This window comes from Shewanella sp. SG41-4, assembly GCF_014164505.1.
GTDB lineage: Bacteria > Pseudomonadota > Gammaproteobacteria > Enterobacterales > Shewanellaceae > Shewanella.
In genome coordinates, this window is record NZ_JACJFI010000070.1 from 1 (window position 1) to 17,264 (window position 17,264).

The window sequence follows — 17,264 nt, forward strand, 5'->3', positions numbered from 1 at the left end:
AGTGTGAGTAAGCGGTGATTTGGCGAGGTTATTTACTGAGGTTACTTTTGTATTAACTGCAACATCATTGCAACCTTATTGTCATCCGTAATCGATATAGTAAGCGCTGATTGAGCTATATAGTCTAAACGTAGAATTATAAATATATATCAAATAGGCGGTTATTTCGCTATCTGTGTTGTATCAACTTACGTCTTGCAAACGATTGATAGGTCAATACGGCTTATTAGCAAAGCAATGACAACCTTAATGTTGATGTTTAAACAGAAGCGGATTTTTTCTGTTTATTACAACTCTTATTCTGAGTTGGGACTATACCAATCAATAAAATATTAATTGAATAATTAAATTAACTCATTGGATTTATGGATAATGAATAAGGGTTCACTATGTTAGTTCAAAAGTCGTTGCTCGCGATATCGATATCATCTTTAATGGTATTCAATGTTGCTGCCCAAGATGTGCTTATTTCAGAGTACATTGAAGGCAGCAGTAATAACAAAGCTATAGAATTGTATAATCCAAATTCGACAGCGATAGATTTGAATGATTATGTGTTGTCGTTTTATTTTAATGGTAATACCGCAGCGGCAACCAATATTGCATTGGATGGCAATATTGCAGCCAACTCAACGTTTGTTATCGCCGATAATGACTCATCAGCAGAGATTCTAGCGCTTGCGCAGCAGACGAGTACCGCGAGTTTTTTTAATGGTGACGACGCTATTGTATTAAGCCATAACAGTGTTGTAATTGATTCCCTAGGACAAGTGGGTGTCGATCCTGGATCAGAATGGGGAACGGGTGATTTATCGACACAAAACAACACTCTTCGTCGTGACGCCAGTCAATTAGTTGCAGATATTATTACTGATGATGAAGTCACATTAGCTGGCTGGCAAGGTTTTGCTCAAGATGACATCAGTGATTTAGGTGTTTTCGCAGGTAATGATTCTGGCCCAACAGATCCGGTAGACCCAGTAGATCCAACTGAGCCAATAGAATTTGTCTGTTCACAAAGTGCCGTGGCAATCCATGACATTCAAGGTGTGGATGCCGCAAGTCCACTAGTGGGTGCAGAAGTGGTGGTTGAAGCCATTGTGACCAGTAATCAACAAGCTGGCCTAAAGGGTATATTTATCCAAATGGCAGACAACGATGTAGATGCTGACATTAACACTTCAGAAGGTATTTTTGTTTACAGTGGTACCCAGCCACTGGACGTGAATGCCGGTGATAGAGTTCGTTTGCAAGCTTCAGTTGCCGAATACCAAGGCACAACTCAGTTGTCTAATGTGACTCAATTTACTCTTTGTGGCACTAACCAACCATTGCCAGTGGTAGCTACTGTCTCATTGCCGTTAGCAGACAATCAACAACTTGAGCGTGTTGAAGGCATGCGGGTATTATTCGACCAATCTCTAGTGGTCAATGAAGTGTATAACTTGGGCCGTTATGGTGAAGTGTCATTAGGCAGTAGTCGCCATTTTATCGGTACTCAAGTTGCTCTGCCTGGCGAAGCAGCTCTGGCAGTGACAGAAGCAAATGGCAAAGATAGTATCTTGTTGGATGATGGCTTAACCAGCCAAAATCCTGAACAAATTCGTTATCCAGCTCCTGGGTTATCAGCCTCAAATACCTTACGTGTAGGCGATTCTGTTACCGGGCTCGAGGGTATTATGCATTATGGCTTTAGCCAATATCGTGTGATGCCAACTCAAGTGGTCAATGTGGTTCAAAGTAACCCGCGACCATCTACTCCAGAGTTACCGCTTGACGCAGATCTTCGTGTCGCCAGTTTCAATGTGCTTAATTATTTCAACGGTGATGGAAACGGCAATGGATTTCCAACCGATCGCGGCGCCGACACGTTATCTGAATTTGAGCGTCAACGCGTTAAAATTATCAGTGCAATGCATGCCATTAGCGCTGATGTATTTGGTTTAATGGAAATTGAAAATGACGGTTATGGTAGCGATTCAGCCATTAACGACTTAGTCAGCGGATTAAACCAAGCTATGGGGGCTGAAGTATACGCTTATGTTGTGCCTTCAGTGACGCAAATAGGTACCGATGCAATTGCAGTGGGAATGATCTATCGTGCTGATAAAATCACTCCAACAGGTGATGCTCAAATATTAACTTCAGCTAATTCGCCTGTAGATGGAAATGGCACAGCGTTATTTGATGACGGCAAAAACCGTCCAATGTTAACGCAATCATTTATGCTCAATGATCGGGATGACAGTATTGTTGTTGCCGTAAATCATTTAAAATCAAAAGGAAGTAGCTGCGACAGTATTAATGATCCTGATTTACTTGATGGCCAAGGTAATTGTAATTTGACCCGTACACGGGCAACAGATGCTATTGGCAAATGGTTAATGGAGCAGTATCCAGAGCAAAAAATCTTGGTAATGGGTGATTTAAATGCTTATGCCAAAGAAAACCCGCTCACTCAACTTGCTAATCATGGTTATAGTGAGCTTAATGCGCATCTTGGTAGTGTTAATTCTTACTCCTACGTGTTCTCGGGTGAGTCTGGTCAATTAGACCATGCATTAGCAAACCAAGCGTTATTGGATAATGTATTAGCGATAACGGAATGGCACATTAATGCTGACGAGCCACGAATACTTGATTATAACGAAGAGTTTAAATCAGCAGCACAGATACAAGATTTGTATCAAGCTGATGGATTCCGATCTTCAGACCATGATCCTGTGATTGTTTCGCTGCAATTTGAGTTGAAAAATCAGCTACCAATCGCCAGTTTTGATCATCAGATCAACGGCAGCCAACTACAGGTTCAGTCGACTTCTGTTGATAATGATGGTGACATTACTTTATTAGAATGGGATTTTGGTGATGGTACTATCGTTACTGGTACTAATGGAGAGACGGTTTCACATCAATATCAGCAATCAGATAATTATCAAGTCCAGCTTACTGTTACTGACAATAAAGGCGAAGTGGCGACAACCTTGAAAACGATAAATGTGGTTGTTGAACCGGCTAATATTGCGCCTACTGCGCAGATACAAATGGTCAACTTATGGTTTATGAAATTATTTATTTCAACGAGCTACGACCAAGATGGATTTATTAAACATCAAAACTGGCTATTTAATAATGGTCGTAAAGTACATGGGCCAATCGCGTTTAGTTTCAGTCGTCGCGATAAAGCAGTATCACTTACGGTAGTCGATAATGACGGCGAAAAAGACACTGCAACGCTCAACTTGAGATAGGTAGATATTGTTTATTTGTGAATATTTATTCGCACAAGTTAATAGGGAAGGCGCAAAGTGCGCCTTTTTTATTACTTTGTTTACGCGTAAAACGAACTTTATGAAGACTGTTCGGCGGCATTAACCGTTATAATCAACCCCAATAGACATACATCCATAGTCACCATCAACAGACTAACGATTTTGCTTAGCTAGACTGTTGGCATATCAGTTGTCGTTATAGATACACACTCAACGAGTTAATTGCAGGTAAATACAACTATTTGCCATTAAATATACCAATAATGACTAGTAAATTTAGACTCGCTAACGTAAAATTTCACTCTTTTATTTTAACCCCAGTTTTGATGGTTTATTTGTCATAATAAGCGTCAAACTACCGCGTCGTCACTCACTACCGAGTTATCACTTTTGTGTACTCGCATAGCCGACAAGACGCCCAATCGCATTTAAATGCAAAAATGCAGTGGATGATAACATGCAGCAGTTAACCGAGATCGTAGAACAAGCCTTAGAAGTCATTGATAAGGCCAGTGATCTAAAGACATTGGATGATATCCGTGTCGATTACCTTGGTAAAAAAGGTAAAATCACTGACATGATGAAAATGATGGGATCATTAAGTGCAGAAGAAAAACCTGCCTTTGGTGCCGCAGTCAATCAAGCAAAACAAGCCGTTCAACAGCAGTTGACTGAGCGTATTGACGGATTAAAAGCATCGGAATTAGAAGCCAAATTAATTGCTGAAAATATTGATGTGACTTTACCTGGCCGTACCTTAGATATCGGTGGTTTGCATCCGGTTACGCGTACTATCGAACGTATTGAAACCTTCTTTGGTGAGTTAGGCTTTGTTGTTAAGCAAGGTCCTGAAATCGAAGATGATTTCCATAATTTCGATGCGTTAAATATTTCTGAACATCATCCTGCTCGTGCCGATCATGACACTTTTTACTTTAATCCTAAAGTGATGTTACGCACGCAAACATCGGGCGTACAAATTCGCACGATGGAACATGAAAAGCCGCCACTTCGAATTATTTCTCCAGGCCGTGTGTATCGTAATGATTACGACCAAACTCACACGCCAATGTTCCACCAAGTTGAAGGGTTAATGGTTGCCGAAAACGTTAATTTTGCTGAGCTTAAAGGCATTTTGCATGATTTTTTACGTAACTTCTTTGAAGAAGATTTAGAAGTCCGTTTCCGCCCATCTTATTTCCCATTCACAGAGCCTTCAGCAGAAGTAGACGTAATGGGTAAAAATGGCAAGTGGTTAGAAGTATTAGGCTGCGGCATGGTACATCCAAATGTACTGCGCAGTGTTGGTATTGACCCTGAGAAATACTCTGGTTTTGCTTTTGGTATGGGTGTTGAGCGTCTAACCATGTTGCGCTACGGCGTAAATGATTTACGTGCCTTCTTCGAAAACGATTTACGTTTTCTTAAGCAATTCAAATAACGGAGCAAAAATTAGATGAAATTCAGTGAATCTTGGCTTCGTGAGTGGGTTAACCCATCAGTAAGTCGTGACGCATTATCACACCAAATCACCATGGCCGGTCTTGAAGTTGATGGTATCGATGCCGTAGCTGCTGATTTTAGCGGTGTTATTATTGGTGAAGTAGTTGAATGTGGTCAACACCCAGATGCAGACAAATTACGCGTCACCAAAATCAATGTTGGCGCCGATGAGCTTATCGACATTGTTTGTGGTGCACCAAACTGCCGTTTAGGCTTAAAAGTGGCTGTAGCAATGGTTGGCGCGATGTTACCTGGCGATTTTAAAATTAAAAAAGCTAAATTGCGCGGTCAACCGTCAATGGGCATGTTGTGCTCATATGGCGAGTTAGGTATCGACATCGAAAGCGATGGCATTATTGAGCTACCGACTGATGCACCAATCGGTGTCAATGTACGTGAATTCTTGCAATTAGATGATGCCATTATTGATGTTGATTTAACGGCTAACCGCGCTGATTGTTTAGGCATGGCAGGACTTGCACGTGAAGTGGGCGTATTAAATCGCCAAGCCGTGACAGAGCCTTCTTGGGAAGCGGTTACGGCCACTATTGACGCGCCATTTAGCATTAATGTGGTTGCGCCAGATTTGTGCCCACGTTACTTAGGTCGCGTGGTTAAAAATATCAATGTTAAGGCCGCTACGCCATTATGGATGCAAGAAAAATTGCGCCGCAGTGGTATTCGCTCAATTGATCCAATCGTTGATATCACTAACTATGTGTTGATCGAATTTGGTCAGCCAATGCATGCGTTTGACTTAAATACCTTAAACGGTGGCATTACCGTGCGTTTAGCTGACGGTGTTGAAAAGCTAACCTTACTTGATAGCAACGAAATTACGGTTCCTAGCGATACTTTAGTGATTGCTGACGACAAACAAGCGGTAGCGCTTGCGGGTGTGTTTGGCGGCGAAAGTACTGGTGTGAATGAAAACACTCAAGACATTCTTTTAGAGTGCGCCTTCTTTGCACCATTAGCCATAATGGGTAAATCTCGTCGCTTAGGCTTACACACAGACGCGTCACACCGTTTTGAACGTGGTGTGGACCCTCAGTTGCAACATAAGGTTATGGACCGCGCTACACGCCTTGTATTAGATATTTGTGGTGGTGAAGCAGGACAAGTGATTGAAGCTGTGTCTGCTGAACATTTACCGCAAGCTGCTAATATCACTTTGCGTCGCAGCAAGTTAGATAAAACCTTAGGTCACTTTATTCCTGACTCTGACGTGGTTGAAATTCTAGAACGTTTAGGTTTTAGCGTGCAAACCAGCGGTGATGTTTGGAATGTGACAACCGCTACCTATCGTTTTGATATGGCGATTGAAGAAGATTTAATCGAAGAAGTTGCTCGTATATATGGCTACAACAACATTCCAAATACCGCACCTCAAGCGGCGTTAAGCATGCCAGATCACAAAGAAGCGGATATTTCGTTAAAACGTGTTCGCAGCATATTTGTTGCTCGTGGTTTCCAAGAAGCGGTTACCTACAGCTTTGTCGACCCTAAGATGCAGAACATTGTTCATCCTGGTGAAGAAGCGATGGTGTTGCCTAACCCGATTTCTGTCGAAATGTCAGCAATGCGCTTATCAATGTTTACTGGTTTATTGACCGCAGTAGGCTATAACCAGAGCCGCCAGCAAAATAGAGTCCGTTTATTTGAGACCGGTTTACGCTTTGTTCCTGATGCACAAGCAGATTCTGGTGTTCGTCAACAAGCTATGCTGGGCGCGGTTATTTCTGGTGCTCAAAACGAAGAACATTGGTCAATGGAATCGAAAACTGTCGACTTCTTTGATTTAAAAGGTGATTTAGAAGCAATAATCGGCTTGACAGTTGCCTCTACAGAATTTAGCTTTAGAGGGGCAACACATCCTGCGCTGCATCCAGGTCAATGTGCTGAAATATTACGAAATAATCGAGTCATTGGTTACATCGGTGCTATCCATCCTAGTTTGGAAAAGCCGTTTGGACTCAATGGGAAAACAATTGTTTTTGAGTTAGAACTGGATGCATTATTGCACGCCCGTTTGCCGCTAGCCCAAGCTGTATCTAAGTTTCCTGCCAATCGTCGCGACATCGCGGTGGTAGTAGATGAAACAGTTTCTGCAACTGATGTTATGAATTTGATAAGAAAAGTTGGCGAAAATCAGTTGGTTGGCTTAAACTTGTTCGATGTATACCAAGGTAAAGGTGTTGAGCCAGGCAAAAAGAGCCTAGCCATCGCACTTACGTTACAAGACACTACTCGTACACTTGAAGATAAAGATATTACTGAGACTATGGAATCAGTGGTATTGGCTCTAAAGACCGAGTTCAACGCATCGTTGAGGGATTAAAGTATGGCACTTACCAAAGCCGAAATGGCAGAACATCTTTTTGAAACATTAGGCATTAACAAACGTGTGGCTAAAGAGATGGTCGAGTCTTTCTTTGAAGAAATTCGTGAAGCACTCGAAAGTGGTGAGCAGGTCAAGTTATCTGGCTTTGGCAACTTTGACCTTAGGGACAAGAATCAAAGACCGGGAAGGAACCCGAAAACTGGTGAAGATATTCCGATTTCTGCACGCCGTGTTGTTACCTTCCGTCCTGGACAGAAGTTAAAATCACGTGTCGAAGCGGCAAACTCGGGTAAAAAATAGTTCACTAGTTAATACGCCAATCCGAACGGATCTGTATTACTAAGAGCCACTCTTAATTGAGTGGCTCTTTTGTTTTTAAATTTGGTGAATGTAATCCACTGTTTGTATCATAAGCTTGTTTTTGGCATTGTGAATTTACGTATCTGATAAATCTTGCCCATGTTGTATAAACAGGTGGGAGAACGCTGTGCATCACAGACGTTTTGAATTGTCTGTTATAATTTCTGTTTCACACTCATTAATCACTAGTATAATGCCATCTTTATAATATGATTTTCACCGTGGGTCACGGTCCGTTTATTTGGAGTTTCTCTTGGCACGACAAGCAAAACATTTTGATACCCGCTTTAATAAATCATTATTACACCCTCGTTACTGGGGAACATGGTTAGCTATCGCTGTGTTGTTTATATTTGGCGTACTTCCGGCCAGCATAAGAGATCCCATCGCGAGATTGTTGGCTCGAGTCGTGATGAAAGTCGCCAAAAAGCCAATGAATATCGCTAGAGTTAACATCAGTCATTGTTTTCCTGAGCTTTCTGGCGATGAAGTCGAACGTTTGGTAAAACACAACGTACGTATGTTTGTGTTGGTCTTATTGTCACAAGCTGAATTATTGGTCCGTTCTAATGCGCACATTAAACGTCGTATGCAGCTTAATGGTTTTGAACATGTTAAAGCGGCTAGAGATGCTGGCCAGCCCATTATTTTTATCATGCCGCATGTGTGGCCGATGGAATATGCTGGTCTTAGAATTAACATGGAAATACCTTTAGTGACCATGGCTAAAGCACATCGAAATGGGCTGTTTAATTGGTTCAGTAATCGTATGCGCAGTAGTCAGGGGGGACGAGTGTATATGCGCGAAGCTGGGATCCGTGCGTTATTAGCAGAGCTTAAAAAAGATAATAGCTTTTTTTATCTACCCGATGAGGATTTAGGCCCAAACAAAAGTGTGTTTACGCCATTTTTAGGAACGGTTAAAGCAACATTGCCTGTAGTAGGGCGTCTTGCTCAAGCGGGTAATGCACAAGTGATGCCGGTAAAAATTGGTTATGATGAACAAGCAAAACAATTTGTGATGACCGTTATGCCGCCTATTAATCCACAAGATATGGTCGGTAAAGAGAACGAGGCATTAGCGCTGAATAAAGTGGTTGAGCAAGTTATTAGCGCTTATCCAGAGCAATATATGTGGTTTTTAAAATTACTCAAAACTCGTCCACCAGGTGAGCAAGAATTTTACTAAAATATAATTATCACCATAATATGAACACAAAAATAATAAGAGGTTTATATGGATTTTAATGAATTATTAACGTCTTTATCGTTTGTGGTATTCACCTACGATAAACATCAAATTACTTTATTACAACTGCTGCAAGTGCCTCTCTACATATTTTTAGCGTGGTTTATCATCACTCGTGTCGGGCGATTGATTGTTAAAGCACTAAAGCGTCGCAAAGTGGGTGCAGATGCCATTCATTTGTTCACCCGTATGTATTTTATTATCAGTATTGCGGTGCTGGTTTTTACCAGTATGGAAATTTTAAATATTCCATTAACCGCTTTTGCGTTTGTGTCAGGTGCCATAGCTATTGGTGTCGGTTTTGGTGCGCAAAACATTATCAATAATTTTATCAGTGGTTGGATTTTAATGTGGGAGCGGCCAATCCGTATTGGTGACTTTTTAGAAGTGGGTGAAGCTCGTGGTGTTGTGGAGTGTATTAATACTCGCTCAACCTTGATACGCCGTAATGATGGGGTGCACATGTTGGTTCCAAATAGCCAACTGCTTGAAAATACAGTGACCAATTGGACTTTAATCGATAAAAATGCACGAACATTTGTTCGTGTTGGTGTCGCTTACGGTTCGGATGTGATTAAAGTTCGCGAGCTGATTTATCAAGTTATTGCTGAACGGGATGATATTTTGCCGCAACCTAAACCCTCAGTCTTATTTGAGGACTTTGGCGACAACGCATTGATTTTTGATTTGATATTTTGGGTTAGCGCCGTGTCAGAAACTGATATCCGCCGCCGTCGTAGCGAAATTCGTTTTAGAATGTACGAGCTATTCAATGAGAATAATGTGTCTATAGCATACCCTCAGCGCGACTTGCATGTAGATGGACATTTGACGATAACTCAAAGTCATAAAAATCAGCTCTGAGTTTACCTACAACAAAAAAGACGCAAATGCGTCTTTTTTGTTGTGCGATTAAAGCTTAAAAGCTACTTTGCTTTATTATGACGATCCAATAAGTTTTTATTAATATCTGCCATCGATAAGCCTTGGTCTTCAAGTAACACAATTAAATGATACATCAAATCTGAAGCTTCATTAACAAGCTCTTCTTTGTCATGAGTTGCTGCGGCAAGTGCGGTTTCTAAACCTTCTTCTCCGACTTTTTGGGCAATGCGCTTAGTACCACGTTCAAATAGTGACGCAGTATAGCTTGAATCAGCACTTTGCCCTTTACGTGAGATAATCAGTTTAGTTAGGTTATCGATAAAAGGGTGCGAGTTGCCATCTTTCCAACAGCTTTCTGTACCTGTGTGACAGGTTGGGCCGTTAGGGATCACTTGTACTAAGAAACTGTCGTTGTCGCAGTCTTTGTCAATAGCGATGAGATCAAGCGTGTTACCTGAGGTTTCGCCTTTAGTCCATAATCGCTGTTTAGAGCGGCTAAAAAAGGTGACTTGTTTAGTGGTTAAGGTTTTCTCTAATGCTGCTTGGTCCATGTAACCTAGCATGAGCACTTTGCCAGTTAGGTGGTGCTGTACAACCGCAGGGATCAACCCTTGTTGCTTGTCCCAGTCTACGCCTGTGCTATCAAATTTGATGTCTGTCATCTGTAATCTCTTTTTGGGTAAGGCTATTTTCTAGTTTCGTAAAAGTCTGAGCCTATAAACGAATCGCGATGTTATTGGCGTGCAAGTATTGTTTTAACTCACCAATATCAATGATACCTTTATGAAACACGCTTGCTGCTAATGCGGCGTCAACTTTGGCAAGTTCAAATACTTCTTTAAAGTGCTCCATTGTGCCCGCACCGCCAGAGGCAATTAACGGTACATCGCAAATGGCGCGTACCATGCTGAGTTGTTTGATGTCATAACCACCGCGCACGCCGTCTTGGTTCATGACGTTCAATACAATCTCGCCACAACCGCGTTTTTGCACTTCTTCAACCCAATCCTGAGTATACCATTGAGTGTCTTTGGTGGCGGCTTCATCTCCGGTAAACTGTTTTACTTTGTAACTATCGCTGACAGCATCGTAAAATGAGTCAATGCCGATAACGATACACTGGCGGCCAAACTCATCTTGTAGGCGTGATATCAAACTCGGGTCGCTTAATGCAGGTGAGTTGATTGATATTTTATCCGCACCAAAAGCCAATTTTTCGCGTGCTTGCTCGATGGTTTTTATGCCACCGGCAACACAAAATGGAATATCAATTTGTTCAGCTACGCGGCTAACCCAAGATTTATCGATAACCCTGTCGTGCGCACTGGCGGTAATGTCATAAAATACTAATTCATCAGCGCCTTCTTCAGCATAACGCGCGGCGAGGGGAACGATGTCTCCAACTATTTCGTGATTACGAAACTGCACTCCTTTAACCACTTTACCTTCACGTACGTCAAGACACGGAACTATGCGTTTGGCCAGCATTGTATTGCCTCCTTAACGGTAAATTGGTTAATCAATAAAGCTTTGCCAATAATGATCCCCGATGCTTTGCTATCGCGAACAGCGGCGACATTGTCGAGCGTCGCAATACCACCAGAGGCTTGCCAAAGGATATGAGGATACGTTGCGGCAAGTTCTGTGTAGAGTTCGGTATTGGCGCCAGTTAAGGTGCCATCACGGCTGATGTCGGTCACTAAAGCATGCTTAAGGCCGACAGTTTCGAATTCAGCCACCAATGACTCTAGTGACTTACCGCCACCTGATTGCCAGCCCGATACCGCGACAATTTTTTCGCCAGCTTCATTGATATTGACATCAAGAGCCAAACAAATTGCTTCACTGCCGTATTTTACAAACCAGCTTTTAACTAGCTCTGGTTCTTTGACTGCAAGAGAGCCTATCACCACACGCTTTACACCGATGGCTAATAATTCCGCGACTTGCTCTTCGCTGCGAATACCACCGCCGACTTGAATATCAACATCAAGACCCGCAGCGAGTTCAGTAATTAATTGGATTTGGCGTTTTTGAGGATCTTTTGCACCGGTTAAGTCGACAATGTGCAGCAGTTTTGCGCCTTGGGCTTGGTAAGACTGTAGTTGTGCCAACGGACTTAAGTCAAACGTGGTCTGTTTGTCGTAGTCACCTTGGTACAAGCGCACCACTTGGCCGTCAATTAAATCAATGGCAGGAATAATCACTGTGGTGTCCTCATGTTTAACCCCATCTGTAAAAAGTTCTGTAAAATTTGTGCGCCTACTTTGGCACTTTTTTCTGGGTGGAATTGCACCCCAAAAAAGTTATCTTTGCCAATGGCTGCACTGAATGATTCACCATAAGTGCAGCTGGCTAGGGTGTACTCACTGATTGGCGCTCGATAACTGTGCACAAAATACACGTAGCTGCCATTTTCAATGCCGACAAATAATGGGTGATCGGACACCTCTATTTGATTCCAGCCCATGTGCGGTAACGGTAAGCCTTTACTGTCTAGGTCGCCAATATCTGTTGGTATTAAGCCTAAACAGGTGATGCTTTGTTCGCTGCGGCCGCCATGCTCATTAGACAATGATGCCAGCATTTGCATGCCTAAGCATACGCCCATAACAGGTTGCGTTAAGCTTTTAATCAGCTCGATTAAGTTCTTTTGCTTTAAGGCGTCCATTGCTGCACCTGCGGTGCCAACGCCTGGCAGTACCACTCTTGCAGCGCTTCGAATAACATCAAAGTCAGCGCTGACAATAACATTGGCGTTAAGGCGCTCAAAAGCAAATCGTACTGAGCTTAAATTGGCACAACCAGTATCAATAATCACAGTAAGATCATTGGTAGAGCTTGAAGCATTCAATATTTGTGTCACATGAACTCCTTACAGCACACCTTTGCTTGATGGCAGTATGTCACCTTCAACTTTCACCGCTTGGCGAAGCGTACGGCCTAACACTTTAAATAACGCTTCTACTTTGTGATGATCGTTATCGCCTTTCGAGCCAATGTGCAAGGTACAACGTAGGCCATCAGCGAATGAACGGAAGAAGTGTGGCACCATTTCGATGGCCATTTCACCTACCATTTCACGGTCAAAGTCAGCATTGAACTTGATGAACGGACGACCAGATATGTCCATTAAGCATTCGCCACTGGCTTCATCCATCGGTAAGCTGAAACCAAAACGAGCAATACCACGCTTGTCGCCTAAGGCCTGGCGAATAGCATCACCAATCGCGAGAGCAGTGTCTTCTACGCTGTGGTGATCATCAATTTCTAGGTCGCCGTCTACATGCACGTCCATTTTAAAGTTACCATGGGTTTGAATTTGATCTAGCATGTGGTCAAAAAAGCCAATTCCAGTTTCAATCTTGCCTTTGGTTTGACTGTCTAGGTCGATGGTCACTTTAATGTCGGTTTCTTTGGTCGTGCGCACTACCGTAGCGATACGGCCTTTGCTCAATAGGGCATTGGCGATGTCGTCCCAGTTAAGGCTTTGACGGTCGTATTTAAAGCTTTTAATGCCCATGGCATTAGCAAGTTCTACGTCAGTGTCGCGATCGCCAATCACCGCTGAGGTGGTAAAGTCGATTTTACCTTGAGTTAAGTAGTCTTTCACCAGACCCAGTTTTGGTTTGCGACAGCTGCAGTTTTCATCATTAAAGTGTGGACAGATAACCACATCGTCAAATTTTACACCTTGGCTTGAAAAAATTTGCATCATCATATCGTGCGGGGCATCAAAGTCTTCTTTTGGAAATGAAGGCGTGCCCAAACCATCTTGATTGCTGACCATTACTAAGCGGAAACCGGCATTCTGTAATTTAAGTAACGCTGGGATGACTTGTGGTTCAAACACCAATTTTGCCAAACTATCGAGCTGCTTGTCGATGGCTGGCTCTTCAACTAACGTACCGTCGCGGTCTATAAAAAGGATTTTCTGTTTCATGCTAACTACCTTAATGGTGATATCTAATTCTTATTTATGATGTATAGGGTATTGACCGATATGCAACGTGTACTAACGCACTAACCAAATAACTGAATAATCACATCGGTTTCTTTGGCTGAGGTAAAACTAAAACGAATGGCATCAGCAAGGCGTGGATCTTTATACGCGCGAGCAACAACGCCGGAATCACTTAACCGTTTAGCGGCTGCTTGCACATCGTCAAATTGGGCTAAAATATAATTACCGTTGGCAGGTAACACCTTGGCCCCATAGGCTGTTAATGCATTGCTTAAGCGCTTACCTTGTTCAATTAAACTGGACACTTGAGTTTGCATTGTGTCGATACCAGCAGGGCTTAACGCTTTTACTGCAAGGTCTGATACGGGTAATGGCACCGGATAAGGTGCGATTACCCGCATCACTAAATCAATGATGTCATCACTTGCCAACATAAAACCACAACGTGCACCGGCTAAAGCAAACGCTTTAGATAAAGTGCGCAACACTACAAGGTTAGGATAGCTGCCAAGCAAATCTGCCACGCTGTAGTCTGAGCAAAATTCAATGTAGGCTTCGTCTACCACCACAATAGCATTAGGCGCAGCTTGAATAGCCTGCTCGATTTTCTCTTTAGCTATCACGGTGCCAGTTGGGTTATTTGGGTTACAAATAAACACAATTTTGGCGCTGCCTATTTGAGTTGGCCACGCACTTGGTAACTGGTATTCATCGGTTAAGCTTAGCGCTGTGACAGCTACATTAAAAGTAGCGGCACTAATTGAATACATACCATAAGTTGGACCAAAACAAGCAATACTGTCGACACCTGGGATACAAAATGTACGAATGAGCAATTCGATGGCTTCGTCAGCACCGCGGCTGGCAATAATGTTACTTGCCTTGACGCCTGAATAACTACTGTAAGCATTGATAAGTTCAGCAGGCTGGCATTCTGGGTAACGATTCACTTTATCAAGCTGGCTATTATTGAATGGTGATTCATTGGCATTAATCCAAATATCACCTCGTCCACCAATACGGCGTGCACTTTGATAGGGTGTTAACGTCAGTAATTCAGGTCTAGCCAAGTTTTTTGGATCAAATGGTGCTGCTAAGGTTTGGCTCATGGCTGTGTTCTCTACTTTCTACTCTATTTAGGTGCTAATTAGCGCTTAGCTATAGCGCTGATAATCCGAATGATTAATTACTAAAAACTGGATAAACGAATCGCGATTGCATTTTTATGTGCATCTAATAATTCATTTTCTGCCAACACCATCACTGTGTTTCCTAGCGTTTTAAGCCCTTGTTGGCTGAGCTCTTGTACAGTAAAACGCCGACTAAAATCAGCTAATGACAAACTTGAAACAGAACGACTATAACCATAAGTGGGTAAAACATGGTTAGTACCACTAGCATAATCACCAACAGATTCAGGGGTGTAAGCGCCTAAGAACACTGAACCCGCACCGCGAACTTGCTTAAGCACGTTACGTGGCGCATTAGTTTGAATGATTAAATGTTCTGGGCCATACAAGTTAGACACTTTAGCTGCTTGCGCCATATCGCTAACAATAATACTGCGGCTGCATTCTAGTGCTTCTGCGGCGATGTCTTTACGGCTCAACTGTGCTAATTGTTCAATTAACGCCTGGTTGACTTGTTCTGCTAGTGCTAATGAATCGGTTACTAACATCACTTGTGAGTCTGGACCATGTTCTGCTTGGGATAATAAATCGGCTGCAACAAAACCAGGATTTGCATCTTTGTCGGCAATCACTAGTACTTCTGACGGGCCTGCAGGCATGTCTATAGACACGCTAATCCGGTTGTCTTGTGATACTAATCTTTTGGCTTCAGTGACATAACGATTACCCGGACCAAATATTTTGTCGACATTTGGCACCGACTCTGTCCCAAATGCTAATGCCGCAATAGCCTGTGCACCACCCACTTGGAAAATATCGGTAATACCGCATACATTAGCCGCATAAATAATCGCATCATTAATCGGCGGTGGACTGACTAATACACGCTTTTCGCAACCGGCTATTCTTGCTGGTAACGCCAACATCATTACGGTTGATATTAATGGTGCGGTACCACCGGGAATATATAAGCCGACTCGCTCGATCGGTTCGCTTCGCAATTCACAACGAATTCCCGCTTGAGTTTCTATATCAACACCTTGAAACGCTTGCGCCTTGTGAAAGGTTTCAATGTTGTTAACCGCTTGCGCAACAGCTTGTTTAACGTCGTCACCTACACGCGCACATGCAGCAGCAATGTCGTCAGTTGATAACGCTAGCTCAGTCAGTTCAACACCGTCAAATTGCTTGTTATAAGCCAATAATGCGCTATCACCTTGAGCATTGACTTGCTCAATAATGTCACGAACACGTTGCTCTACACTTGCATCACCAATTAATGGCGAACGTGCTAACGTTTGTCGTTGTTGTTCGGTAGATAAAGAAGCCCAATCGAGAATTTGCATTTGCATTACCCCATCATTTTTTCAATAGGCATGACCAGAATTGAGCTTGCACCTAGTGCAGTTAATTCTTCCATAGTATCCCAGAATAAATCTTCTGTGCTCACCACGTGGATAGCCACACGATTAGTGTCGTCATTAAGTGGTAATACTGTTGGGTTTTCTGCGCCAGGGAGTAGGGCAACGATTTGATCTAACGTTTCAATTGGAGCGTGCAATAAGATGTACTTGCTTTCACGGGCCCGGATTACACCATTAATACGAGATAAAATTTTGTTGATTAGTGCTTGTTTTTCAGTCGATTGAGTTTTATTTGATTGAATAATGCAAGCCATTGAGCGGTAAATGACTTCGGTTTCATATAAGCCGTTTGCTTCAAGGGTGGCACCAGTAGAGACTAAATCACAAATGCCATCTGACAATCCAGCGCGTGGAGCAACTTCAACAGAACCTTTTAACATACAGTCGCTATAGTTAATGCCTTTTTCTTCCATAAAGCGGCGCAGTAAGTTCGGGTAAGAAGTTGCAATGCGAAGACCTTCAAGTGAGTTGGCATCTTTATATTCAAACTCATTCGGGACCGCAAGTGACAAACGACATGAACCAAAATCTAATTCACGTAATTTAGTGCATTCAGCCGGTTTGCTTGCTAGTTGGCGCTCAATTTGTTCTTCTTCTAGAACGTTTTCACCGATAATACCTAGGTCAACAACTCCATCCATTACTAGGCCCGGAATATCATCATCACGAACGCGTAATAAGTCGATTGGCATGTTGTCTGCGTGTGCAATCAAGCGTTGCTCATTAACGTTAAATTTAACGCCACAGCTTTTCAGTAATTGCTGAGATTCTTTAGATAAACGGCCTGATTTCTGGATGGCTATACGTAAACGCTTTGATTCACTCATGTGATACTTCCTTAATGTATTAATTATAAAATGTTGTAAATTTAACGGCTTAAATAAAAATTGAAATTTAGAAAACAAAAAACCCCTGAAATTCCTTCCAGGGGTTTATGTGAATATGTGTTCACCACCAGAAGGATAACGTCCTTCGGCAGTTAGCATCCGAAGGCTACCGCATATGGTGATGATGGTGGATTGTAGTCACTTGGATATTCATTTCAGTACTCTTTATTTGATATTTATTTAATATTAGTTAATCAGTTTAAATGAGGGTTTATGCACTCATTTATGTCGTGTTTATCGACTTGC

At 42.4% G+C, this 17,264-nt stretch carries 14 protein-coding genes; 6 read left to right on the plus strand and 8 right to left on the minus strand.

Annotated elements, in window-relative coordinates:
• The first annotated feature begins 389 nt into the window (after positions 1 to 389).
• From H5202_RS08835 to H5202_RS08860, 6 genes are all read left to right on the plus strand, one after another.
• Positions 390 to 3,251 (plus strand): ExeM/NucH family extracellular endonuclease, encoded by a 2,862-nt coding sequence (locus H5202_RS08835; protein WP_182771758.1) that lies wholly within the window; start codon positions 390 to 392, stop codon positions 3,249 to 3,251.
• Between the two features lie 478 nt (positions 3,252 to 3,729).
• Positions 3,730 to 4,713, plus strand: a complete 984-nt coding sequence (gene pheS, locus H5202_RS08840; RefSeq protein ID WP_059745381.1) for a phenylalanine--tRNA ligase subunit alpha — start codon at positions 3,730 to 3,732, stop codon at positions 4,711 to 4,713.
• Between the two features lie 15 nt (positions 4,714 to 4,728).
• A complete protein-coding gene (gene pheT / locus H5202_RS08845) occupies positions 4,729 to 7,116 on the plus strand; it encodes a phenylalanine--tRNA ligase subunit beta (protein WP_182771759.1) in 2,388 nt (795 codons plus the stop codon).
• Positions 7,117 to 7,119: 3 nt separating this feature from the next.
• Complete coding sequence (gene ihfA, locus H5202_RS08850) at positions 7,120 to 7,419, plus strand: integration host factor subunit alpha (RefSeq protein ID WP_011637176.1); 300 nt, start codon at positions 7,120 to 7,122, stop codon at positions 7,417 to 7,419.
• A 313-nt stretch (positions 7,420 to 7,732) separates the two neighbouring features.
• Entirely contained in the window at positions 7,733 to 8,668 is a 936-nt protein-coding gene (gene lpxM / locus H5202_RS08855; RefSeq protein ID WP_182771760.1) for a lauroyl-Kdo(2)-lipid IV(A) myristoyltransferase, read from the plus strand.
• A gap of 48 nt (positions 8,669 to 8,716) precedes the next feature.
• A complete protein-coding gene (locus H5202_RS08860) occupies positions 8,717 to 9,592 on the plus strand; it encodes a mechanosensitive ion channel family protein (RefSeq protein ID WP_011637178.1) in 876 nt (291 codons plus the stop codon).
• Positions 9,593 to 9,654: 62 nt separating this feature from the next.
• Here H5202_RS08860 and hisIE read toward each other — a convergent pair whose 3' ends face one another.
• The 8 genes from hisIE to hisG form a co-directional block, all read right to left on the minus strand.
• Complete coding sequence (gene hisIE / locus H5202_RS08865) at positions 9,655 to 10,275, minus strand: bifunctional phosphoribosyl-AMP cyclohydrolase/phosphoribosyl-ATP diphosphatase HisIE (RefSeq protein WP_182771761.1); 621 nt, start codon at positions 10,273 to 10,275, stop codon at positions 9,655 to 9,657.
• A 52-nt stretch (positions 10,276 to 10,327) separates the two neighbouring features.
• Positions 10,328 to 11,101: an imidazole glycerol phosphate synthase subunit HisF gene (gene hisF, locus H5202_RS08870; RefSeq protein WP_102035794.1), complete on the minus strand. Its 774-nt coding sequence runs from the start codon at positions 11,099 to 11,101 to the stop codon at positions 10,328 to 10,330.
• Positions 11,083 to 11,820 (minus strand): 1-(5-phosphoribosyl)-5-[(5-phosphoribosylamino)methylideneamino]imidazole-4-carboxamide isomerase, encoded by a 738-nt coding sequence (gene hisA / locus H5202_RS08875; protein ID WP_182771762.1) that lies wholly within the window; start codon positions 11,818 to 11,820, stop codon positions 11,083 to 11,085. The genes hisF and hisA overlap by 19 nt, the downstream gene beginning before the upstream one ends.
• On the minus strand, positions 11,817 to 12,479 hold the full coding sequence (gene hisH, locus H5202_RS08880) for an imidazole glycerol phosphate synthase subunit HisH (RefSeq protein WP_182771763.1): 663 nt from the start codon (positions 12,477 to 12,479) through the stop codon (positions 11,817 to 11,819). Before hisH ends, hisA begins: the two co-directional genes overlap by 4 nt.
• 9 nt (positions 12,480 to 12,488) lie before the next feature.
• Positions 12,489 to 13,556, minus strand: coding sequence for a bifunctional histidinol-phosphatase/imidazoleglycerol-phosphate dehydratase HisB (hisB, locus tag H5202_RS08885; RefSeq protein ID WP_182771764.1), 1,068 nt, complete (start codon positions 13,554 to 13,556; stop codon positions 12,489 to 12,491).
• 80 nt (positions 13,557 to 13,636) lie between these two features.
• A complete protein-coding gene (hisC, locus tag H5202_RS08890) occupies positions 13,637 to 14,686 on the minus strand; it encodes a histidinol-phosphate transaminase (protein WP_182771765.1) in 1,050 nt (349 codons plus the stop codon).
• Positions 14,687 to 14,766: 80 nt separating this feature from the next.
• The gene (hisD, locus tag H5202_RS08895; RefSeq protein WP_182771767.1) at positions 14,767 to 16,053 is read right to left on the minus strand and encodes a histidinol dehydrogenase; all 1,287 of its coding nucleotides are present in this window, start codon (positions 16,051 to 16,053) and stop codon (positions 14,767 to 14,769) included.
• A 5-nt stretch (positions 16,054 to 16,058) separates the two neighbouring features.
• On the minus strand, positions 16,059 to 16,958 hold the full coding sequence (gene hisG / locus H5202_RS08900; RefSeq protein WP_182771766.1) for an ATP phosphoribosyltransferase: 900 nt from the start codon (positions 16,956 to 16,958) through the stop codon (positions 16,059 to 16,061).
• Positions 16,959 to 17,264 lie beyond the last annotated feature (306 nt).